15 protein-coding genes and 1 tRNA gene are annotated in these 22985 nt (G+C 62.4%); 10 read left to right on the forward strand and 6 right to left on the reverse strand.

The window, feature by feature from the left end:
- Window positions 1-7: 7 nt before the first annotated feature.
- The 6 genes from EDC35_RS10100 to EDC35_RS10125 form a co-directional block, all read right to left on the reverse strand.
- Entirely contained in the window at window positions 8-2800 is a 2793-nt protein-coding gene (locus EDC35_RS10100) for a sensor histidine kinase (RefSeq protein WP_132977114.1), read from the reverse strand.
- 13 nt (window positions 2801-2813) lie between these two features.
- Window positions 2814-3014, reverse strand: a complete 201-nt coding sequence (locus EDC35_RS10105) for a hypothetical protein (protein WP_132977115.1) — start codon at window positions 3012-3014, stop codon at window positions 2814-2816.
- A 25-nt stretch (window positions 3015-3039) separates the two neighbouring features.
- The gene (ettA, locus tag EDC35_RS10110; RefSeq protein WP_132977116.1) at window positions 3040-4707 is read right to left on the reverse strand and encodes an energy-dependent translational throttle protein EttA; all 1668 of its coding nucleotides are present in this window, start codon (window positions 4705-4707) and stop codon (window positions 3040-3042) included.
- A 241-nt stretch (window positions 4708-4948) separates the two neighbouring features.
- Window positions 4949-7123 (reverse strand): DUF1566 domain-containing protein, encoded by a 2175-nt coding sequence (locus tag EDC35_RS10115; protein ID WP_165903400.1) that lies wholly within the window; start codon window positions 7121-7123, stop codon window positions 4949-4951.
- Between the two features lie 428 nt (window positions 7124-7551).
- The gene (locus EDC35_RS10120; RefSeq protein WP_132977118.1) at window positions 7552-10668 is read right to left on the reverse strand and encodes an efflux RND transporter permease subunit; all 3117 of its coding nucleotides are present in this window, start codon (window positions 10666-10668) and stop codon (window positions 7552-7554) included.
- Complete coding sequence (locus EDC35_RS10125) at window positions 10665-11747, reverse strand: efflux RND transporter periplasmic adaptor subunit (RefSeq protein WP_132977119.1); 1083 nt, start codon at window positions 11745-11747, stop codon at window positions 10665-10667. Before EDC35_RS10125 ends, EDC35_RS10120 begins: the two co-directional genes overlap by 4 nt.
- Before the next feature lie 440 nt (window positions 11748-12187).
- Here EDC35_RS10125 and EDC35_RS10130 point away from each other — a divergent pair, with 440 nt between their 5' ends.
- From EDC35_RS10130 to EDC35_RS10175, 10 genes are all read left to right on the forward strand, one after another.
- Window positions 12188-12865: a TetR/AcrR family transcriptional regulator gene (locus EDC35_RS10130; protein WP_132977120.1), complete on the forward strand. Its 678-nt coding sequence runs from the start codon at window positions 12188-12190 to the stop codon at window positions 12863-12865.
- A 154-nt stretch (window positions 12866-13019) separates the two neighbouring features.
- Entirely contained in the window at window positions 13020-14837 is a 1818-nt protein-coding gene (locus EDC35_RS10135; RefSeq protein ID WP_132977187.1) for an AMP-dependent synthetase/ligase, read from the forward strand.
- Between the two features lie 43 nt (window positions 14838-14880).
- Window positions 14881-14954 (forward strand) — tRNA-Gly (locus EDC35_RS10140).
- A 36-nt stretch (window positions 14955-14990) separates the two neighbouring features.
- Window positions 14991-16079 carry an A/G-specific adenine glycosylase gene (gene mutY, locus EDC35_RS10145; protein WP_132977121.1) on the forward strand — a complete coding sequence of 363 codons (1089 nt, stop codon included), beginning with the start codon at window positions 14991-14993 and terminating at the stop codon, window positions 16077-16079.
- The gene (locus EDC35_RS10150) at window positions 16076-16348 is read left to right on the forward strand and encodes an oxidative damage protection protein (RefSeq protein WP_132977122.1); all 273 of its coding nucleotides are present in this window, start codon (window positions 16076-16078) and stop codon (window positions 16346-16348) included. Before mutY ends, EDC35_RS10150 begins: the two co-directional genes overlap by 4 nt.
- 399 nt (window positions 16349-16747) lie before the next feature.
- The gene (locus tag EDC35_RS10155) at window positions 16748-17854 is read left to right on the forward strand and encodes an efflux RND transporter periplasmic adaptor subunit (protein WP_243651589.1); all 1107 of its coding nucleotides are present in this window, start codon (window positions 16748-16750) and stop codon (window positions 17852-17854) included.
- Window positions 17851-21012, forward strand: a complete 3162-nt coding sequence (locus tag EDC35_RS10160) for an efflux RND transporter permease subunit (RefSeq protein ID WP_132977124.1) — start codon at window positions 17851-17853, stop codon at window positions 21010-21012. Before EDC35_RS10155 ends, EDC35_RS10160 begins: the two co-directional genes overlap by 4 nt.
- A 398-nt stretch (window positions 21013-21410) precedes the next feature.
- Entirely contained in the window at window positions 21411-21644 is a 234-nt protein-coding gene (locus EDC35_RS19115) for a colicin E3/pyocin S6 family cytotoxin (protein ID WP_132977125.1), read from the forward strand.
- On the forward strand, window positions 21637-21951 hold the full coding sequence (locus EDC35_RS10170; protein ID WP_132977126.1) for a hypothetical protein: 315 nt from the start codon (window positions 21637-21639) through the stop codon (window positions 21949-21951). The genes EDC35_RS19115 and EDC35_RS10170 overlap by 8 nt, the downstream gene beginning before the upstream one ends.
- A 2-nt stretch (window positions 21952-21953) precedes the next feature.
- Window positions 21954-22916 carry an ImmA/IrrE family metallo-endopeptidase gene (locus EDC35_RS10175; protein WP_165903401.1) on the forward strand — a complete coding sequence of 321 codons (963 nt, stop codon included), beginning with the start codon at window positions 21954-21956 and terminating at the stop codon, window positions 22914-22916.
- Window positions 22917-22985: the final 69 nt, after the last annotated feature.

A 22985-nucleotide genomic window follows, 5' to 3' on the forward strand; every position in this document is an offset into this window, starting at 1 on the left:
GATGCCTTCAGTCGATGGAGTCCGCAGGATGGGCAGGGAGATCGAAGCAGAGAGTAGCACCTTTTTGGGGCGTGTTTTCAGCCCAGATGCGACCGCCCAGATTGTCGATGATCTGACGGCTGATAGGTAATCCCAGGCCGGTTCCTGCCGGCTTGGCTCCGCCGATGGCGGACTGGCGGAATTTCTCGAACACCAGATCCAGTTCGCCCTCGGGAATGCCGGGACCATTGTCGGTGACACAGACCCGCCAGTGCGCCACGACCGGCGCGGTTTCGGGCTCAGATGCCGGATCCGTGGCCGGGGGTGGCGCGGGAAAGAGCCGGATCTCCAGCCGACCGGTGTCAGTCGGGGCGAATTTGGCGGCGTTCGAGAGCAGATTCACCAGCACCTGGACCAGCCGGTCGCGATCACCCCAGACGACCGCCGGCTGCGGGTGCAGCGCCAGACTGAGCTGGATGCCGCGATCCTTGATGAGCTGCCCGGTCGCCGAGACCGCCTGTTCGATCACCCCTTGCAGTGAGACCGCCTCGGTGAGCCAGTCGGCGTGACCGGATTCGATCTTGGCCAGATCCAGCACCTGATTGACCAGACGCGACAGGCGCTCGGTTTCGCTGACCAGGATGCCGAGAAAATGCTGGCGCTGATCCAGCGCGATCTTGGGATCGTCGCAGAGGATCTCGGAGAAGGCACGGATGGAGGCCAGCGGGGTGCGCAGCTCATGGGTGACCGAGGACATGAAGTCGTCCTTCAGCCGATCCAGCTCGGTCAGCCGCAGATTGGCCGCGCGCAGTTCGGTGGTCGCGGCTTCCAGTGCCTGTGACTTCTGCTCCAGTTCGTGGCTGTAGGCGCGGATCTGCGAGGCTTCATCGAGAATATCCAGCACCTCGTCGAGACCCAGGGTTTCCTCCTGCGTGACCGAGGCCACCATCACCCGCGCCGAGGCGCCGCCAATGGCGCCGGACAGGAGCGTTTCGGCGAAATAGACGGTCTCGGCGTCAGCAGGCAGATCGGCGGGCAGCTCGACGCCGCGCGAGCGCGCATAGCGTGCGAACTCGTCGCGGGTGCGCGCGACACCGAGAAAACGCTCGGCCAGCGCCATCAGTTCGGCGATCTCGGCGCGACCGCGCCAGCGCGGGGCGCTGGTCGGACGACGCTGGTGCAGCGCATCGACAAAGATGCGCGCCTGCGCCGCCTCGGCGACATTCGGCTCACGTAGCGAGGAGACCAGCAGAAAAGCGCCGAGATTGGCCGTCAGGCTCCAGAAGAGTCCGTGGGTGATCTCGTTCCAGCCGGTCAGACCGAAGAGCGCGAGCGGGGCGAGAAAATCCAGTCCGCCGGGACCGGACTCCATGAAGGCGGGCGGGAGCCAGCCGGATTTGGCGAAGGAGGGCAGCAGCAGGGTGTAGATCCAGACCAGAAAACCGGCCAGCAGACCGGCCATGGCCCCCTCGCGGGTGCCGCCGCGCCAGTAGAGTCCGCCGAGCACCGCTGGCGCGAACTGGGCGACGGCGACGAAGCTGATGAGTCCGATGCTGACCAGCGCGTAAGCCTCGCCAGCAAAGCGGTAATAGAGATAGCCGAGCACCAGGATGACGACGATGGCCCCGCGCCGGATGTTGAGCAGCAGCCGTCCCAGATCCGCGTCGGGCGGACGGCGGCGCCAGCGGTGCAGCAGCGCGGGCAGGACGAGATCGTTGCTGACCATGGTCGAGAGTGCGATGGTTTCGACGATGACCATTCCGGTTGCCGCCGACAGCCCGCCAATGAACACCAGCAGCGCCAGCCAGGGCTGTTCCAGCAGGATCGGCAGGGTCAGCATGAAGGTATCCGCGTCCACCCGGCCATCCGGGAAGGCCGTCAGCCCGGCGATGGCGATGGGGATCACGAAGAGATTGATCAGCAGCAGATAGAGTGGGAACAGCCAGATGGCACGGCGGATGTGGCGCTCGTCGCTGTTCTCGACCACGGCGACCTGGAACTGACGCGGTAGCAGCATGACCGCGAACGCCGCCAGCAGCGAGATCGCGAACCAGTCCTGAGCGGGCGCGAAGCCGGGCTCCAGCAGCGGCTCAAGCCGCGCGGCAAGCTGGACCTCATCGCCGCTGCCGGGCAGCGCCGAGCCGCTCACGCCGAGCAGCGTCAAGGTCACGAACAGACCCACGGCCAGAAAGGCGACGAGCTTGACGATGGATTCAAAGGCCACCGCCGCCACCAGTCCCTCGTGACGTTCGCTGGCATCCAGTTGACGGGTGCCGAAGAGGATGGTGAAGGCCGCAAGCAGCAGCGCCACGATAAAAGCAGTATCGGTCCAGAAGGGCAGGGCGGATGTCGAGTCCGGCATCCGCACCTCTGGATAATGCTGGAGGATGGTGAAGCTCCAGGCGATGGCCTTGAGTTGCAGCGCGATATAGGGCACGACGCCGATGACCGCGATGATCGTCACCAGCCCGCCGAGCGCCTGACTCTTGCCATAGCGCGAGGCGATGAAATCGGCAATGGAGGTGATGCGTTCGGACTTGCTGACCCGCACCATCTTGAGCAGCAGCGAACCCCAGAGCAGGGCGATCAGGGTCGGCCCGAGATAAATGGGCAGAAAACCCAGACCGTTATCGGTGGCACGCCCGACACTGCCGTAAAAGGTCCAGGCGGTGCAGTAGACCGCCAGCGACAGGGCATAGACGGTTGGATGCGCGATGACCGAACGCCCCTGATCGGCGCGTCGATCCGCCCAGTAGGCAATCGCGAACAACAGGGCCAGATAGATGAATGAAGCGCCAATGATGAGTGGCCCGGTCATCATCGTCTTTATCCGCTCAGTCGCGGCCTCGGGTCAGGATCCAGGCGGCGAGCAGGATGATCGCCGCCCAGGTCATGAAGAGATAAATAAACAGAATCGGCACCCCCAGCCAGTGGCCCATGGCCTCGAACTGCAACGCCAGCGGCGAGAACCAGAGCAGCAGTCCGCCCAGGAAGAGGATCAGCAGGCGCTGGCGAAGGAGGGTGGCGCGGAGCATATACCTGTTCCAGTCGAAAACCGGATCAGGCCGACAGCCGCCGGTATTTCAGACGATGCGGCTGATCGGCCTCATTACCCAGCCGGCGATGGCGGTCGGCCTCATAGTCGGCATAGTTGCCCTCGAACCAGGTCACCTGCGAATCGCCCTCGAAGGCCAGGATGTGGGTCGCGATCCGATCCAGGAACCAGCGGTCATGGCTGATGACCACGGCGCAGCCGGGGAAGGTCAGCAGCGCCTCTTCGAGCGCACGCAGGGTCTCGATGTCCAGATCGTTGGTCGGTTCGTCGAGCAGCAGCAGGTTGCCGCCGCTTTTCAGCAGCTTGGCCAGATGCACCCGGTTGCGCTCGCCGCCCGAGAGATCGCCGATACGCTTCTGCTGATCCGTGCCCTTGAAGTTGAACCGCCCGACATAGGCGCGCGAGGGCATCTCGTAGCGACCGACGGTGATGAGGTCGGAACCGTCCGAGATCTCTTCCCAGATGGTCTTGGAGTCATCGAGCGCGTCGCGGCTCTGGTCGACATAGGCGATCTGGACCGTCTCGCCGATGCGCAGGGTGCCGGCGTCGGGCTGTTCCTGCCCGGTCAGCAGACGGAAGAGCGTGGTCTTGCCCGCACCATTGGGGCCAATGATGCCGACGATTCCGCCCTGCGGCAGATTGAAGGACAGATTCTCGTAAAGCAGATTATCGCCGTAGCCCTTTTTCAGGTCATTGGCCTCGATCACCAGCTCGCCGAGACGCGGCCCCGGTGGGATATAGATCTCGTTGGTCTCGTTGCGGGACTGGAATTCCTGCGACTGCAATTCGTCGAAGCGGGCGAGACGCGCCTTGCTCTTGGCGTGCCGGCCCTTGGGGTTGGAGCGCACCCATTCCAGCTCGTGCTTCATGGCCTTGATGCGGGCCTGTTCCTGCTTCTGTTCCAGCTCCAGACGCTGTTCTTTCTGATCCAGCCAGGAGGAATAATTGCCCTCCCAGGGAATGCCGTGACCGCGATCCAGTTCCAGGATCCAGCCGGCGACATTGTCGAGGAAATAGCGATCGTGGGTGACGGCGACCACGGTACCGGGATATTCGTGCAGGAAACGCTCCAGCCAGGCGACCGATTCGGCATCCAGATGGTTGGTCGGCTCGTCGAGCAGCAGCATGTCGGGCTTGGACAGCAGCAGCCGGCACAGCGCCACGCGGCGGCGCTCGCCGCCCGAGAGCTTGGTGACATCGGCGTCCCAGGGCGGCAGACGCAGCGCATCGGCGGCGACCTCCAGAGTACGGTCGAGATTGTGACCGTCGGTCGCCTCGATCAGATTTTCGAGATCGGCCTGTTCCTTCGCCAGTGCATCGAAATCGGCGTCTGGATCGGCATAGGCCGCATAGACCTCATCCAGTCGGGTGAGCGCCGCCGTGATGTGGCCAAGCGCCTCCTCGACATTGCCGCGCACGTCCTTGGTCGGATCCAGACCCGGTTCCTGCGACAGATAGCCGACCTGAATGCCGGGCTGCGGACGCGCCTCGCCCTCGATCTCGGTATCGAGCCCGGCCATGATCTTGAGCAGGGTCGATTTGCCCGAGCCATTGAGACCCAGCACGCCGATCTTGGCACCGGGGAAGAAGGACAGCGAGATGTCGCGCAGAATGACGCGCTTGGGCGGCACGATCTTGCCGACCCGGTTCATGGTGAAGATGTATTGAGCCATGGGTGATGCGATTCGGTTCTGTTGGATGTCGTCTTTGTTAAAGAGGCGCGGCGGCGGATGCTGGCAATGAGCACGGCCCCGCTGCTGATGTGCATTCTGCGTGGTCGAGGCTGAAATGTCCAAGCTGCGCCATCGCGCCATCGGTCGTCAGCGGAGCAGAGCATGTCTCTCGGCAGGAATATCCGATAAATGCGCCAGGACAAGAGCTGGAGTCAAGCGCAGCTTTCCGAACGGACCGGCATCAAGATCGGCCATATCTCGACTCTGTAGAAGGACGAAGGAAATCCAACTCTCTCGACGATCTACAAGTGAGATTGCTAAGGGTGCAATCCGCCCCACAGACGATTCCGGGCAGGTCGCTGGTGATCGCACCATTTCCATCCTTGATGACCGTCAGCAAGGGTCGCGTGAAGTTGGCGATGACGATGCGAGCGGCGTTCATGGTCACTTTGCATTGCTTGGGGTTGTTCGCAAGCGGGGTGCAGCCTGTCCAGCCGACAAATGTCGAGCCGGCAGTTGGCGTAGCTGTCAGGGTGACTTCTGCGCCTTGACGAAGATTGGCAACACAGCTGGATCCGCAAGCAATGCCTGCGGGATTGCTGCTGACGGTGCCCAACCCCACCCCGCTCCGATAGACCGTGAGAGCAAATGTCCCGGCTGTCGTGGTATTAAACCTGGCCTTGACACTCTTGGATCCATTCATGGTCACCGTACATTGTTTCGGATTGGTTGCGACCGGAGTGCAGCCCGTCCAGCCAGCGAAACTGGAACCCTTGGCCGGGGCGGCCGTGAGTGTCACCTGGGCGTTGAGGTTATAGGGCTGGTTGCAATCGATCCCGCAATTGATGCCGGGCGCGGTGACACGGCCCGAGCCGGTGCCGGTCTTGGTGACCGTGATCTGCGGGCGGATAAATTTGGCGGTCACATTTCGGGCCATCGTCATGTTGACCGTACAGGTACCACTGCTGTTGGTGCACGCCCCTGACCAGCCAGCGAACATGCCGCCAGTTGCCGGAGTCGCGGTGAGGGTCACGCGGGTGCCGGTGGCATAATTTGCAGTGCAGGCTGTCCCGCAGTTGATCCCCGCCGGGTCGCTGGTCACGGTGCCATCGCCGGCTTTGCTGACCGAGAGCGGGAAGCGGGCCAGACCCTTTACGAATGCTGCGCTGACAGTCTGAGCAGACGTCATCTTGACCGTACAGGATCCGGCTCCCGCACAGCCTCCGCCGCTCCAGCCGTTGAACTGATAGCCGCTCGCCGGGGTGGCTGTCAGGGTTACCGTCGTTCCAGTCGCGAAACTGGCTGTGCAATCGTCCCCGCAGTCGATGCCAGCCAGATCGCTGGTCACTCGGTGATTGTCACCGCCGGTCTTCAAAACCGTCAAATCAAACACCTGCCCGCCGCGCACGAAGCGAGTGGCAAAGCCCGTGCCTTTGCAATGACCATAGTCAGCGGAAACCTTACCGCTGTTGAAATCGACGCACCACAGCCACGAACCAGTCGAAGAGGACCAGAATTCCAGCGAGGGGGTATTGGGAAAGTAAGTGAGATCAATGCTGGGGGCATCGTGGCTGTAATCGACCAGGGATTGCAGTTCCTTGGCATTGGGAAGGCGCCAGTCGCTGTAGCCGCCCAAGCGTGAATCCTTGGCAGCAGTCAGGGCTTGCTGCCAGGTCAGTCCAGTGTTGGCCTGACCTGTGCAATGGCTGACATCCTGTCCTTCGCTGCATTTCCCCCACATGAGTCCCGTGGCGTGGTCAACGACGGTACCATTCCCATTATCAACGAAACGGGACTCAGTCGATTGTCTGCCGCGTACGAGGCGTACACCTCTCTCGTTATTTTTGGAAACGACGTAGACGCCTCCAAAACCGTAAAAGACCTCCCAAGCGACATTGGACGGATCGCGGGCGCCAGAAGAGGAAGACCAGAAATCCGATGCCGGTCGATTGCGGCCGTCTGGAGTATTAGGGAAATAATCGACATCGATCGTAGGGCCGGGATAGGTGCGACTGTAATCGACAATCCCCGTCAGCTCTTTCACGCTGGGAAGGCGCCAGTCCTGAAAACCGCAAAGGCCGATCGCGTTGACGTCCTGAGCGTACTCCTCGGTGTCTTGCCAGCTAAAGGTTGAATCCTTGTCATGCAAACCGCCGTCGTCGGTTTTGACCTCCCAGGTCAACCCGGTGACGTTATCGCGCACACAGACATGATTAATGGCGTCGGCCGGCAGGGCATTGCCGTCGGCATCAAGCTTGGTGAAATCAAAGCCGTTGGTGCCGTATTCAGCATCCTGACCGGGAAAATTCGCAACCGGACAGGGTAGTCCGCCTTGGCTCCCATCCGAGCAGGTCTTTACCCCGGTATCATTGAGTGCAGCCAGCGATGGCGTGAGGCACGCGAGCCAGCCGGCCAAGAGCCAGCCTCCAAATCCAGCCACGCGATGAGGCAAAATCAAGCGATGCGGTAGTGACATAGGACGATGATCTCCAGATTGATTGCAAATACCGCCGGTACAGAATCTACAGCCCACCATCTACCGCCTCGCGCGGCGGCAGTTGCTTGACATGATAAAGAATGGCATCTGGTTTTGCTAAAGGTACGAGTGCCGAGTTAGGTGAACTGACGATACTCGAGCGTCAAAACCAGCAGTTTTTTAGTGGTCGGGTTCATCGTAACCGGCATGGGTGTGGTCATCGCCGCCCAGCGGTATCTACCATCAGATCTGCGAATCAAACCAGAATCAGGCGGTCGTCATCACTGAATTGAAGCTGATGTCGCCAATTTTGTCTGTACTGCATCTGATGGGCATGACCGTAGATCGCAGACACATTGGCTTATGATTTAAAATGATTTTTCTTTTCCCGTTTCATCCGTTCGCACCCGGAACCAGAGCGCATAGAGCGCTGGCAGGAAGAGCAGCGTGATGGCGGTGCCGACGATGATGCCGCCGATCAGCACATAGGCGAGCGGTCCCCAGAAGGTATCGGTCGTCAGTGGGATGAAGGCAAAGACAGCCGCAGCGGCGGTCAGCACCACGGGACGCGCGCGTCCGACCGTTGCCTCCACCACGGCAGCGGCTGAGGCCATGCCCTGCGCCAGATTGTCCTCGATCTGTTTGGCCAGGATCAGCGTGTTGCGCATCAGGATTCCGGCCAGGCCGATGAGCCCCAGGAGCGCGACGAAGCCGAACGGCTTGTCTGCGATCAACAGGGCCAGGGTTGCGCCGATGATCCCCAGCGGCGCGGTGGCCACCACCATGAAGGTGCCGGAGAAGCTGCGCATCTGGAGCATGATGACCGTCAGCATCAGCGCCAGCATGATGGGCTGCACCCGCTGGATCGACGCATCGGCCTTGCCCGACTGCTCCACGGCGCCGCCGATGTCGATGCGGTAGCCATCCGGCAGTTGCGCCCGCAGCGGTTCGAGTTGGCTCCAGATGTCCAGGGTCACATCGGGCGGCTGGGCATCGACGACCTCCGCGTTGATGGCGATGAAGGGTTCGCGGTTGTAACGCTTGAGCACCGGATCCTCGAATTCGATCGATAGCACGCCGGCCTGAGCCAGCGGGATGCGGCGTCCGTCCTGGGTCTTGAGATTGAGGTCAGCAAGCGTGCCGGCGCGCGCCGTTTCGTTGGGCAGGCCGCGCAGCACGAGCTGGACGTTGCGGACATCCTCGCGGATCTCGGTCGCAACCAGACCGGACAGCTCGTATTGCAGTTGCCCGGCGAGTTCGCGCGGGGTCAGGCCGATCAGACGCAGCCGATCCGGATCCAGCGCGAGCCGTGCCACCGGCGCCCGTTCGCCCCATTCCAGATGCGCGTCCCGTGTGTGGGGATGGGCGGCGACCTGGTCGCGCAGCCGGTCGGCGATCTCGCGCAGTTTCAGGGGATCCGCTCCCACCACCCGAAAAGTCACCGGCCAGATCACCGGCGGTCCATAGAGCAGCTTGTGCACCCGCACCCGCGCCTCGGGAAACTCACCCGCTTCGATCCGCGTCTGCATCTGATTGATGAGCGCATCGCGCGCCGCCGGACTCTCGGCGACCGCGATCAGCTTGGCAAAACCGGGATTGGGCAGCTCGGGATTCAGTGCCAGGAAAAAGCGCGGTGCACCCGCACCGATGTAGGTCGATAGTGAGCGCAATCCAGGCGCCTCCCGCAGACTGGACTCAACCCGATCCGTTACCGCCAGCGTCGCGCGGATGCCGCTGCCTTCCGGCAGGGTGATGTCGATCAGCACCTCGGGCCGATCCGAACTCGGGAAGAACTGCTTTTGCACCGGGCCGGCCAGACCGGCGATGGCGAGCGCCAGCAGGCCGAAGGTCGCGGCCACCACCCAACGCTTGTAACGCACGCAGCCCCGGATCAGGGTGCGCAGGCGTCGATAGCGCGGCGAGTCGTAGACGGCGTCGTGACTCGCCGCCGCGACCTTGGGCGCACGCAGGAGCACCGTGCCCAGATAGGGCGTGAAGGTCACCGCCACCAGCCAGGAGACCAGCAGCGCGAAGGACAGCACCCAGAAGATGTTGCCGGCATATTCGCCGACGCCCGACTGTGCGAAACCGATGGGGACGAAACCCACGACCGTCACCAGGGTGCCGCTCAGCATGGGCGCGGCCGTGACTGTCCAGGCATGGGCGGCGGCGCGCAGACGGTCCCAGCCTTCCTCCATCTTCACCAGCATCATTTCGATGGCGATGATGGCGTCGTCCACCAGCAGACCGAGGGCGATGATGAGCGCCCCGAGCGAGACCCGATCCAGATTGACGCCCCGGATCAGCATCAGCAGAAAGGTCAGCCCCAGGGTCAGGGGGATGGCGATGCCCACGACCAGACCGGCGCGCCAGCCCAGGGCGACGAAGCTGACCAGCATCACCACCCCGACCGCGACCAGGAATTTGATCTGGAAAAGGTTGACGGCATGGGCGATGGCGTCGGCCTGGTTGGTGATGGGCGTGAGGGCGATGCCCAGCGGCAGGTCCGACTCCAGACTGGCGGCGAGATCAGCGAGACGGGCGCCCAGTTCCAGGCCGTTGTCGCCGCGTCGCATCACCACCCCGAGCAGCACCGCATCCTCACCGCCGGCGCGGATCAGATAGCCGGGCGGATCTTCGTAGCCGCGTTCGACGCTGGCGATCTCGCCCAGACGGATGAGTCGCCGGTCCTGATCCGAACCCACCCGCAGCGGCACCGCGCGGATCGCCTCCAGGTCATCGAGTCCGCTTTCCAGACGCAGATAGATGCGTGGCCCCGAGGTTTCGATCAGACCCGCCGGCAGGAGCCGGTTCTGCGCATCCAGGGCGTCCTTCACCGTTTCGGGGGTCAGTCCGAGCGTGGCGAGACGGGTCTGATCGAACTCGACGAAGATCCGCTGCGGACGCTCGCCGAGCACGCGGACCTTCTGCACCCCCTCGACCCGCGCGAGCCGGTCGCGGATGCGTTCGGCCTCACGCACCAGCAGGCGCGGCGGCAGATCCGGCGCGGACAGGGCATAGAGCGCGAAATAGACATCGGAGAATTCGTCGTTGACGAAGGGGCCCTGCACGCCTGCCGGCAGGCTGGACATCGCGTCCAGCATCCGCTTGCGCACCTGATAGAAGAGATCCGGCACCTTCGGCGAGGGCGTGTAATCCTGGAACTCGACCAGCATATCCACCCGTCCGGGACGCGCGGTCGTCCCCACTTTGTAGAAATAATCCACTTCGGAAATGCGCTTCTCCAGCGGATCGGCGACCAGATCCTGCATCTGTTGCGCGCTGGCCCCCGGCCAGGTCGCCGACACCACCATCACCCGCACGGTAAAGGCCGGATCCTCCGCCCGTCCCAGTTGCAGAAAGGCAAGCAGACCGGCGATGGCCGTCGCCAGGATGAAAAAGAGCGTCACCGACCGCTCGCGCGCCGCCAGCGCCGAGAGATTGAAGCCGGATGTCCTGGGGTTTGAATGCTGTGAACGACTCATGGCTGCCGCACCCGCACCGCCTGTCCCGGCTGAAGCCGGTTCACGCCCAGCGCGACCACTGGCGTACCGGGCGGCAGACTGGTCTGGATCCGCGCCGCTTCACCGTCGAGACCCAGCAGCACGACCGGCTCGGGCTGCACCCGTCCGTCGTCTGTCAGACGCCAGACCAGCGCGCCCTGTCCGCGCTCCAGGATGGCGCCCACGGGAACACGCCGCACATCGTCAAGCGCGGACGTGAAGCGCAGGCTGATGGTCGTGCCCAGCGACAGTGTGTCCGAGGTTTCGGCCAACTGATAGCGCGCGCGCCAGGTGCGGGTGACGGGATCGGCGGCTCCGGCGATCTCGCGCAGGATGGCGGCGATGGTCTGATCGCTGCCAAGGGGACTGGCCTGTGCGGTGAGCGGCAGATCGTCGCGCCGGTCCTCCGGGACATCGACCTCCACCTCGCGCCGACCGTCTTCCGCGAGGACGGCGAGCGACTGACCGGCGGTGACGACCTGACCGCGCTGGCCGCTCACCTCCAGCACCACGCCCGCGACCGGGGCCGTCAGTGAAGCGTACTCAATGGCGTTCAGCGCCTGTTTCAGGGCCGCCTGCGCGGACGTCAACTGTTCTTTGGCTGCGCGTGCGGCAGTCGCGGCGCGGTCATAATCCTGCTGACTGGCAAGCTTTTTCTTGAGCATATCGGCCAGCCGCGCACGTTCGCGGTCCGCGTTTTCGGTCTCGGCTCGCGCACTCGCCACCGTCGCCTCGGCGGCGATGCGCTGCTGCATGACATCGCGCGGATCGAGCCGGAACAATACCTGCCCCGCTGTCACCCGCTCACCCGCATCGACCTGACGCTCCAGGATCTTGCCGCCGATCCGGAATGACAGTGGAATCTCGTGCCGCGCATGCACCGTGCCGGTCAGGCTCCAGGCCGCATTGGACGAGACTTCGACGGGGGCCGTCAGCACCCAGGGCAGCGGCGCCTCCGGCGGCGCTTCCTGGGCATCTGGCTGGCAGGCCGACAGCAGAACCAGACTGATCGGCATCAGGCTGGTCAACGCCAAACGGATGGTGAAAGCAAAAGGCCGCACGGTTGATTCCTCAGGGTTGACGGACCCTGTGATTATTGCTGTACGGTATCGTTTAGTAAATAGCCTTGGCGCAACAACCATCAGACGAAAGACCGGATCGCCAACGGGGATCCAGACAGGATTCACAGGATTTTTAAGGCATTGTTTTAATCCTGTTAATCTTGTTAAACCGCGTCCAGCGCGATATGCGTAATTTTCATTTTGTGTTTAGCTTTGGAGATGTCATCGACCTCAGTGGAGGCGCGGTTTAAAATTTTATATTTTTTAATATCTTAAACCGCGCCAGCTCTAACGGTCGTCGATGCTGCCAAGGCCGCCCCAATCCCCAAACATCACATACCGCACCGGGCGCGGTTTAATCCTGTCTTAATTCAGATGCCTGATGACTGGTATCTCAACTGTTCTTTTCAGGCTCATCCACCGACCAGCCGACTGCATCCATGACCTACCCACAACCAGGCAGCGCGCCCGACGCGCCAACCACACCACGCCGCACCCGTGGCCGACCGCCGGACGACGCCAAGCACGCGGCGATCCTCGCCGCCGCGCGGTCTCTGTTCTTTGCCGGGGGGCTCCAGCGCCTGACCATCGAGGCGGTGGCGCGTGCGGCCGGGGTCTCGAAGGTCACGGTCTATGCCCATTTCAGCGATCTGCCGGGGATCATCCGCGCCGTGATCCTGGCGCAGCGCGATCAGATGACCGCCGCCCTGGAAGGACTGCCAACCGGTCCTCAGAGCCTGCGTCAGGCGCTCATCGACTTCGGACGCTGTTTGATGGACTTTCTGACCGGGGATGAATTTCTGACCCTGCAACGTCTGCTGGCGACCCAGGCGGTCCAGCAGCCCTGGCTCGGACTGTTGATCCATCGCGAAGGGGCTGAGGCAACCTGCGATAAATTGGCGGGTCTGCTGGCGGATGCGGTGGCGCGCGGCGATCTGCGGCCGCACGACAGCCATCGGGCGGCTGAACAGCTCCTTGGCATGTGGCAGGGGATTCAGACCACCGGGCTGCTCATCGGCGGCTGTCCGCGACCGACCGCCGAGACCCTGCGGCAGCGCATCGAATGCAGTGTCGATCTGATCCTGAGCGCCCATGCGCCACAGCCGGCCGCAGGATGATCCGTCCCGGCGGTCGCCAGGAATGATTGCAAAACCATGACAGCCTTTATACCGTTGGCACCCTTGCACCCTGAGGCGCGGTAAGGCCGGATCGGCCCTCGCTCACGGCCTGATCGCCACCGCGCAGACGATAACGATGACTGAGGACAGCCCTGTGAGTCGATGGTCCGAAGATTTGATCGCGGTTGATCGCGCCAGAACCCTGGACGGTCTCTTCATGCAGCGTGTCATGCGCTCGCCCGACCGTCTGGCGTACCAGTATTTCGAACGGGATAAAGGCTGGCAGGGTCTGACCTGGCGCGAGATGGGCGATCAGGTCGCGCGCTGGCGTCAGGCGCTGGCCGGCGAGCCGCTGGCTGCTGGCGACCGGGTGGCGATGCTGCTGCGCAACTGTCCCGAATGGGTGATGTTCGATCAGGCCGCCTTCTCGCTCGGTCTGGTGACGGTTCCGCTCTATACCGACGACCGCGCAGAGAATGCCGCCTATATCCTCCAGGACGCCGCCGTCAAGGTACTGCTGATCCAGGATGCCGGGCGCTGGAAGCGTCTGGCCGAGGTCGTCGGCGATGCGCCCTGGCCGCTGCGCGTGGTGATCCTGGAGCCGGGTCGGGCGGCGAGCGAACTGGCGGCGGCGGATCCGCGCGTGGTGGTGGCCGAACAGTGGCTGCCCGAGTCCGCGCCCGCCCTGCCGCAACGGGAGGGCAATCCGCACGAGCTGGCGACCATCGTTTACACCTCCGGCACCACGGGCCGCTCCAAGGGCGTGATGCTGAGTCACCACAATATTCTCGGCAACGCCCATGCCGTGGTGACGCTGATCGATGTCTATCCGGACGATGTCTTTCTCTCCTTTCTGCCGCTGTCGCACATGCTGGAGCGCACCGGCGGCTATTATCTGCCGCTGATGACCGGTTCCACCGTGGCCTACGCGCGCTCGGTGGGACAACTGGCCGAGGATCTCCAGGCCATTCGTCCCACCGTCATCGTCGCCGTGCCGCGCGTCTTCGAGCGTGTCCATCAGCGTATCCTCGATCAGATGCAGAATCGCCCGGCGCCGGTGCGCTGGCTGTTCCGGCTGGCGGTGAAGACCGGCTGGCGCGCCTTTCTGCGCGAACAGGGACGCGCTGGCTGGCATCCGCTGCTGCTGTTCTGGCCCTGGCTCAGGCGCAAGGTCGCCGGGCAGGTGCTGTCCAGGCTCGGCGGGCGCATCCGGGTCGCGGTCAGCGGCGGCGCGGCGCTGCCGACCGGCGTGGCGCAGACGTTCATCGGTCTCGGGCTGCCCCTGATCCAGGGCTATGGACTGACCGAGACCAGTCCGGTGGTCAGTTTCAATCCGCTGCACGCCAACATCCCCGAAAGTGTCGGGGTGCCGATTCGTGGCATCCAGGTCCGTATCGGTGCGGATGACGAGCTGCTGGTCAAGGGCGAGAATGTGATGCAGGGCTATTGGAACAATCACGCCGCGACCACCAAAATCCTCACCCAGGACGGCTGGCTGCACACCGGCGATCAGGCGCGCATGGAGGGTCGCCACATCTTCATCACGGGCCGGCTCAAAGACATCCTGGTGCTGTCGAACGGCGAGAAGGTGCCGCCCGCCGATCTGGAAATGGCGATCAGCATGGATCCACTGTTCGATCAGGTCGTGGTGCTCGGCGAGGGTCATTCCTATCTCACGGCGCTCCTGGTGCTCAATGCCGATCTCTGGGGCGGGCTCGCCCGCGAATACGGTCTGGATCCCGGACAGTCCGCCAGTCTGGATGATCCGCATCTGCACAAGGACGTCCTCAAGCGCATCCGTCTGGCGCTGCACGGTTTTCCCGGCTATGCCAAGATCCGCCGCGTCACCCTGACCCTGGAACCCTGGTCGATCGAGAGCGGGTTGCTGACGCCGACCATGAAGGTCAAGCGCGCCGCCGTGATGGAACGCTATCAGGAGGCCATCGACGGCATGTATCGGATGGACGGCTGAGCTTGCCTTCATCGTGCGCAATGCCTAAACTACGCCCCCTCATGCGGGTGTAGTTCAATGGTAGAACAGGAGCTTCCCAAGCTTCTAACGTGGGTTCGATTCCCATCACCCGCTCCAGTTTCCCCGCGCCGCGTCCAGTCGAACCGCATTTGAATGGACGACCTTCCGCCCGACACCTTCGCCGCCCATCTGTTGGCCTGGTTCGACCGCCACGGTCGCCACGGTCTGCCCTGGCAGCGCGAGCCCACGCCCTATCGCGTCTGGGTCTCCGAGATCATGTTGCAGCAGACGCAGGTCAGCGTCGTCATTCCCTATTTCGAGCGTTTCATGGCGCGTTTTCCAGACGTTTTGGATCTGGCCGATGCGCCAGTGGATGACGTGCTGGCGCTCTGGTCCGGGCTGGGTTATTACGCCCGCGCGCGCAATCTGCATCGCGCCGCCGGTCTGATTCGGGATGTCCACCAGGGCCGTTTTCCCACGACCTTCGATCAGGTCGAGGCGCTGCCCGGCATCGGTCGCTCCACCGCCGGGGCGATTCTGTCGCTGGCGTGCGGACAGCGTCATGCCATTCTGGACGGCAATGTCAAACGGGTGCTCGCCCGCCATTTCGCCATCGACGGCTGGCCCGGACACCGCGAGGTGCTGACCCAGCTCTGGTCAGTGGCCGAATCCTGCACCCCGCAGACGCGCGTCGGTGCTTACAACCAGGGCATGATGGATTTGGGCGCCACGCTCTGCACCCGCAGCAGGCCGGATTGTGACCGCTGCCCGGTCGCGGTGTCCTGTCTCGCCCGCGCCCAGGGCCGACAGCGCGACCTGCCGGCCAGCCGCCCGCGTCAGAGTCTCCCCGAGCGAAGCTGTCTGATGCTGCTGGCGATCAATCCAGCCGGCGAGATCCTGCTCGAACGCCGCCCGCCGAGTGGCATCTGGGGCGGACTCTGGAGCCTGCCGGAGACCACGGCGGACACCGAACCCGGCGTCTGGTGTCTGGCCCGCCTTGGCGTCGCGCCGCTCGGGGTTGAAATGTTCGCCCCGCGCCGTCACACCTTCAGCCACTTCAGTCTGACCATCCAGGTCGCGCAGGTTCGTCTCGACGGTTTTCCCGTCGGCATCGCCGACCGCGACGACCAACGCTGGCTGAATCCATCCGGGCTTCAGGCGCTCGGTCTGCCAGCCCCGGTCAAGGCCATTCTCGACAGCCTGAACGCCGCACGCCACAGGAACCAGGGAGCACCCGCATGAGCCGTCTCGTCCACTGCATCAAGCTCGACCGCGAAGCCGAAGGTCTGGACCGCCCGCCTTATCCGGGCGAACTCGGCCAGCGTATCTTCGCGCAGGTCTCAAAACAGGTCTGGCAGGACTGGCTGCGACACCAGACCATGCTCATCAACGAAAATCGCCTGAGTCCGCTGGATCCCAATGCGCGCCGGTTCCTCGAAGAACAGATGGAGGCCTTTTTCTTTGGGGCAGGCGCCGAGCCGCCTGCCGGCTATGTTCCGTCCAACGGCTAAACCGTTGTCTGTGCCGACGCAGACATTCCGGCAGCAGCACACTGGAAATCCCGAGGCCGTTCGTGGTCGTTGTCGAAGATTCGAAAGCCGACAACGACAATGATCGGATGCGGTCGCGGGATATCTGCACGGCTGCACCAGACTGGTTCTGCGCATCTCGCCCTGCTTGCGTTCCTCTGCGTCTCGCGCTAGGTTCCGCCCTGCTCGATGTGCGCCTGGATCGCAGGACCATTACCAAAGCCGTTCCTCCAGCAAACCATTCCAAGGATCGCTCTACCGATGTCAACTCACGCTTTCGATTCGGTTTTACAGGCACGGCGGTCAGTCCCGGCGTCTTGCTCAATCCCCGGTCAGCCGTCTAAGCGTCGCGTCTGGACTGCGGCGTCCATTCTGATCGTAATGACCCTGGCGCTCCTTGCCGGCTGCGGCAGGCCCGAGCAGGCGGCAGCGCCCGCGATGCCGCCGCCGGCAGTCACAGCCGTCGCCGCCAAATCCCAGACCATCGAAGAGACCGCACAGTTCGTCGGTCGGGTCGCAGCGGTGAATCGGGTCGAACTGCGGGCGCGGGTCGAGGGCTTTCTGAAAGAGCGCCGTTTTACCGAAGGTCAGGCGGTCGCGGTGGGCGATGTGCTCTTTCTGATCGAGCCGGATCAATACGAGGCCATCGTCGAGCAGCGTCAGGCGGATGTGGCAAAGGCGCAGGCTGATTCGCAGAACGCCGATGCCCAGCTCAAGCGCGGTCTGGAACTGCTGACGCAGAAGAACATCGCCCAGGCCAAGGTCGATGAACTCCAGGCCGCCGCCTCGGTCGCCAAGGCGAGCATCGCCCAGGCCCAGGCGGCGCTCACGGCGGCGCAACTGGATCTGAGCTATACGCGCATCATCGCGCCGGTCGCCGGTCGGATCGGGCTGGCGCAGCTCACGGTCGGCAATCTGGTCAGCCCCTCGTCCGGGGTGCTGGCGACCATCGTCAGTCGCGATCCCATCTATGTTCAATTTCCCGTCACGCAGCGTGAGCTGCTCGATGCCCGACGCGATGTCCAGTCCAGGGGTGGCGATCCGAAAGACGTGGCGGTCACGGTTCGTCTGCCGGATGGCACGCTCTATGACCATTCCGGACATCTGGACTTCGTTGACGTGACGACCGATCAGGGCACCGATTCGGTGACCCTGCGCGCCGCGCTGCCTAATCCCGATGGAACCCTGATCGACGGTCAATACGTTGGCGTGATGGTCCAGAGCGGCGAGCCGGAATCGGCGATCCTCATCCCGCAGTCGGCGTTGCAGGTCGATCAGCAAGGCGTCTATGTCCTGATCATCGATGCCGACAGCAAGGCCCAGATCCGCCGCGTCGAGACTGGCCCGACCAAAGGTTCAAATATCGCTGTGATGAAGGGACTCAAGGAGGGCGAGCTGGTCATCTCCGAGGGCATCCAGAAGGTCCGGCCCGGTCAGGCGGTCAAGGCCGCGCCGGTGACGCCGATCACCGAGGGCGCTGCATCATGATCTCGGATACCTTCATCGACCGGCCCCGGCTGTCGATCGTCATCTCGGTCGTCCTGACCCTGGCCGGGCTGATCGCCATCACCCAGATCCCGGTCGCGCAGTTCCCGGACATCGTGCCGCCGCAGGTCTCGGTGACCGCCTCTTATCCCGGCGCCAATGCCGCCGTGGTCGAATCGGCGGTGGCCCAGCCCATCGAATCGCGCATCAATGGCGTCGATAACATGCTCTACATGAAGTCGAGCAGCGGCAACGACGGCAGTTATTCACTGACCGTGACCTTCGCGCTCGGCACCGACCCGGACATCAACACCGTCAATGTGCAGAATCGCGCCAATCTCGCGATGGCGCAGCTCCCCGACGAGGTCAAGCGTCAGGGGCTGACGGTACAGAAGCAGTCCAGCGCCATGCTTCAGGTGGTGGCGTTACGCTCGCCCAAGCAGTCTTACGATGCGCTCTTTCTGAGCAATTACGCGACCATCAACGTCATCGACACCCTGTCGCGCATCAATGGCGTCGGCCAGGTTTCGCTGTTCGGGGCGCTGAATTACAGCATGCGGATCTGGCTGTCGTCGGATCGTCTGACCGCGCTGGGTCTGACCCCTTCGGATGTCATCTCGGCCATCCAGGGCCAGAACGTCCAGGCCGCCGTGGGGCGTATCGGCGCCCAGCCGATGACGGCGGACCAGCAGTTTCAGATCACGCTCCAGACCAAGGGGCGGCTCTCCGATGTGGCCGAATTCGAGCAGATCGTGGTGCGCGCCAACCCCGATGGCTCGACCGTGCTGGTCAAGGACATCGGGCGGGTGGAGCTGGGTTCCCAGCAGTCCGATTCGCTCAGCCGGCTGGATGGCGGCGATACGGCGGCGATGGCGATCTATCTGGCGCCCGGCGCCAATGCGGTGGCGGTGGCGAACGGGGTGCAGGCGGCGATGGAACGGCTGGCCGAACGCTTCCCGGATGATCTGGAGTATGCGGTCGTCTATGACACCACTGATTTCGTCAAGGCGAGCCTGGAAAAGGTCATTCACACCCTGTTTGAAGCCTTCGTGCTGGTCATTCTGGTGGTGTTTCTCTTTCTTGGCAGTTGGCGTGCGACCCTGATTCCATTGATCGCGGTGCCGGTGGCCCTGATCGGCTCGTTCGCCTTTCTGCTCATGATCGGTTTTTCGGCCAATACCATCTCGCTGCTGGCCGTGGTGCTCGCCATCGGTATCGTGGTCGATGACGCCATCGTCGTGGTCGAGAACGTCGAGCGCATCATGGAAGAGGACGGACTGCCGCCGCGCGAGGCGGCGAAAAAGGCGATGGGCCAGATCACCGGCCCCATCATCGCCATCACCCTGGTGCTGCTGTCGGTCTTTCTGCCGGTCGCCTTCATCCCCGGCATCACCGGTCAGTTGTTCCAGCAGTTCGCCGCCGTGGTCGCCTTCTCGATGCTGATCTCGGCGCTCAATGCGCTGACCCTGGCCCCGGCCCTGTGCGCCATTCTGCTCAAGCCGACCCATCATCGCCGTGGCCCGATGCGTTACATCCTGGGCGGAATCGATCGCGTGCGCGACGGTTATGCCGCCATCGTCGCCCGTCTGGTGCGTTTCTCACTGCTGGTGCTGGTCCTGATCCTGGGTGTCGGTCTGGCGACCGGCTGGCTGTTCACGGTCACGCCGACCGGCTTCCTGCCGGAAGAGGATCAGGGCGCCTTCATGGCGCAGGTCCAGTTGCCTGAAGGCGCCTCGGTCAACCGCACCCTGGAGGTCGTCAAGCAGTTGGAGACCATCATCGGTGCGGATCCGGCGGTCGCGCATGTGCTGACGGTTCCCGGCTACAGCATCCTCGATAGCAGCGTGCAGTCCAACAGCGCCCTGGTGGTGGGCCGGCTCAAGCCATTCGCTGAACGTCCGACGGCGGATCTCAAGGTGGATGCGGTGATCCAGCGCATCGTCGCCCAGACCATCGGTCTGCCGAGCGCCCGTGTCATGCCCTTCAATCTGCCGCCAATCGTCGGACTCGGCACCGGCGGCGGATTTGAATATCAGCTCGAAGACCTCCAGGGACGTTCGCCGCAGGATCTGGCCGCCGCCATGCGTGGGCTGATTCTGGCTGCCAATCAGGATCCGGCGCTCTCAAGGGTCTTCTCAACCTGGGCGACCGACAACCCGCAGGTCTATCTCGACATCGACCGCGAGAAGGCGCAGACCCTGGGGGTGCAGATCAACGACATCTTCACCGCCCTCCAGGCCACACTCGGCGGCTACTATGTCAACGATTTCAACAGATTCGGGCGGGTGTGGCAGGTGCAGGTGCAGGGCGAGCAACGCGACCGTCAGGCATTCGAGGATGTCTACCGCATCCATGTCCGCAACAGCCAGGGTGAGATGGTCCCGCTGCGTGCGCTCATGTCACCGGAGCTGATCCTCGGGCCGCAGCTTCTGCAGCGCTACAACAACTATCGCAGCGTCACCATCCAGGGCGGTCCCGCGCCCGGACGCAGTTCGGGCGACGCCATCGCGGCGATGGAACGGCTCTCCGCCACGACCCTGCCATCCGGCTTTGGTTTCGAGTGGACCGGCACCGCCTTCCAGGAAAAAGAGGCCGGCGGCAAGACGCCCATCGTGCTCGGACTGGCGGTGCTCTTCGCCTATCTGTTCCTGGTCGGGCTCTATGAAAGCTGGTCGATGCCGGCGGCGGTGCTGCTGTCAGTCACCATCGGCGTGCTCGGCGCGCTCGCCGCGCTCTGGATCGCGGGGCTATCCAACGATCTCTATGCCCAGGTCGGGATCGTGGTCCTGATCGGTCTGGCGAGCAAGAACGCCATCCTCATCGTCGAATTCGCCATGGAACAGCGCGCGGCAGGCGCGGCCATCCTCGACGCCGCGACCAGGGCCGCACGGCTGCGGATTCGCGCCATCCTCATGACCAGCTTCGCCTTCATTCTGGGGCTGGTGCCGCTCGTCATCGCCAGCGGCGCGGGCGAGGCCAGTCAGCGCGGGGTGGGCACCGCCGTCTTCGGCGGCATGCTCGCCGCCTCGCTGCTCGGCATCTTCCTGATTCCGATGCTGTATGTCGTCTTTCAGCGGTTCCGCGAGATGGTGCATGGGAAGTCTGGCGTGGCGGTTGAAGCGGGGGAGGGGGCTCAGGTGGTGGCGTCATCGAAAGGTTGATAGCGGTCACGTTTCGCTTTAACCGCTATTTCCCTGAGTCATCTTCCGACTTTACACTTCTGGCTCAGTGCGTGGCATCTGATGGTGGCTGGGGATAGCGCGAGATGCGCTTTACCCAGCCTCGCTTGTGATCGAACAGGATGAAAGGCTTGATCCCGTAAACGAGGCTTTTGCTCGACAAGCGAAATGCCGCCTAAAAACAGGGATCAAACCTGAAGATTAGATGTAACGCATTGGGAGATAAAGGTAAAAACAGCATTTGCTGTGAGTGGAAAATTTTTATGCCTCACATTTGAGGTTTAATCACACTGGATTCGGCGTCAATTTTGAGGTCGAATTGTCGTTAGCGAAAACCGCGGCCGGCTTGGGTCTGCGCAAGAAAGAGTAAGGAATTCTCAATGGCGCCAGTGCCAATACCTAAACCATCATTCCTGGATGCTTGCGAATACATCGGTGTCTTCTCAGGAGAAAGAAGGTGGCGATCCCATGATGGGAAGCGCATCTATACGTGGGACCATCTACACGGAGAGATAGAGGTGTTTAATAAGCGTGGCAAGCACCTCGGGGTAATTGAGCCGGCTCATGGAGCGATGATAAAAGATGCAGTTAAAGGGAGGACAATCGATGTCTAATTTTATTGAGCAGTGCCTTGCGGGGCTTGCGCTACCAGACGATATTGATGACTTTGTAGATTCTTGGCATGATGGCGATAGCAAAGTTTCCTTGCATCGCTACCTCGGAATGTCGAAGTCAGAATACTCATTGTGGGTCGCAGATCCCGGCGTGCTTCCCTACATCATTAACGCCCACTATTTCGGACGAGACGTATCCGAGATACTAGGTGAGGTCGAAGCGCTTCCCTTGGCAGCGAGATCGGATGGCCCCGAAAAAGCATTAAAACTAATGCGATGGCTCAAGAGAGAGGGGATGTGGGAATAGCTGTGGACGTCGCCGCAAATTTTGCTCGCCGCTTGGTAGCGAAATACAAGCTAAGTCCCCCAATAGATGTTGAGTCATTAGTTAGGAGATACGCTGAGCTGATTTTTGCGCACATACCTTTTGATGGCGCAGATGGAATCTCGTTGAATCTGAAAGTCATTGGAAAGACAACAAGAGTTATAGTTAATCAAAACATGCCGCCGATTCGGCAGCGGTTCACCATGGCGCATGAGTTGGGCCACGTTATTATCCCGTGGCACGTTGGCACAATCATCGATCATGTGAACCCGGAAGAAGCTCAAGAATCAAGCCACTACTGGAAAGTGGAGGCGGAAGCAAATGTGTTCGCGGCGGAGCTGCTTATGCCGACAGATTATGTTGAAGACGTGCTATCCAATGTTCGGGATTTGGCTGAAGCTAATCGCTTGCTGGCTAGCGAGTGTCAAGTCTCCCCTGTTGCGTCGGCCAAGAGATTGACAAGCTTTGCTCCAGAGAATGTTGTGTACGCCTATGAACGGAACGGTGTCACCGAGTTTTCGGGAAGAACCGAAGGAACGATTGCGAATGCGCTGAGTTGGGGTAATGACTTTCCGTCTGCCCCATTCGATTATGCTGAGTCACATTTTACGGCAATCCTAAACGGTGGGCATATCCATTGGTGGGTGCTGCCCGGGGAGATGCATTTCGACGTAGACGACGGGCGGACGTGGCGCGAAATTCTTAGTTCCATCGCTGAAGACATTGGCGTTCCATCGTCAAATGTTGAAAAGTTCAAGGCGTCTGTCAACGGAGTTGTAGCGTATGCAAATGGAGCATGTAAGCGAAACGGAAGACATACCGTTGATGCGGTAGTTTCTGCGGGTATTCAGCGTTTCAAAGACAGAGATGGCTATGAACAATTCGTTGATAACAAGGATTTTCATTCGTTTTTGGTGAAGAAGGCGCAGGAGCTTGTTGGGAAGTGATCGCTAACAAAGCCGTGAACTCGGACGCATTTTTCGTTCGCTGCGCTCACTACAAATGCGCCGGTTACG

The sequence above is a fragment of the Thiobaca trueperi genome (assembly GCF_004342175.1).
GTDB classification, from domain to species: Bacteria; Pseudomonadota; Gammaproteobacteria; order Chromatiales; family Chromatiaceae; genus Thiobaca; species Thiobaca trueperi.

Excerpts from the sequence above, each read along its gene's own strand:
- EDC35_RS10100 (WP_132977114.1), bottom strand. The coding sequence starts at position 2,800 with ATGATGACCGGGCCACTCATCATTGGCGCTTCATTCATCTATCTGGCC.
- EDC35_RS19115 (WP_132977125.1), top strand. The coding sequence starts at position 21,411 with ATGGCGCCAGTGCCAATACCTAAACCATCATTCCTGGATGCTTGCGAA.
- EDC35_RS10170 (WP_132977126.1), top strand. The coding sequence starts at position 21,637 with ATGTCTAATTTTATTGAGCAGTGCCTTGCGGGGCTTGCGCTACCAGAC.
- EDC35_RS10120 (WP_132977118.1), bottom strand. The coding sequence starts at position 10,668 with ATGAGTCGTTCACAGCATTCAAACCCCAGGACATCCGGCTTCAATCTC.
- EDC35_RS10105 (WP_132977115.1), bottom strand. The coding sequence starts at position 3,014 with ATGCTCCGCGCCACCCTCCTTCGCCAGCGCCTGCTGATCCTCTTCCTG.
- ettA (WP_132977116.1), bottom strand. The coding sequence starts at position 4,707 with ATGGCTCAATACATCTTCACCATGAACCGGGTCGGCAAGATCGTGCCG.
- mutY (WP_132977121.1), top strand. The coding sequence starts at position 14,991 with ATGGACGACCTTCCGCCCGACACCTTCGCCGCCCATCTGTTGGCCTGG.
- EDC35_RS10160 (WP_132977124.1), top strand. The coding sequence starts at position 17,851 with ATGATCTCGGATACCTTCATCGACCGGCCCCGGCTGTCGATCGTCATC.
- EDC35_RS10130 (WP_132977120.1), top strand. The coding sequence starts at position 12,188 with ATGACCTACCCACAACCAGGCAGCGCGCCCGACGCGCCAACCACACCA.
- EDC35_RS10155 (WP_243651589.1), top strand. The coding sequence starts at position 16,748 with ATGACCCTGGCGCTCCTTGCCGGCTGCGGCAGGCCCGAGCAGGCGGCA.
- EDC35_RS10150 (WP_132977122.1), top strand. The coding sequence starts at position 16,076 with ATGAGCCGTCTCGTCCACTGCATCAAGCTCGACCGCGAAGCCGAAGGT.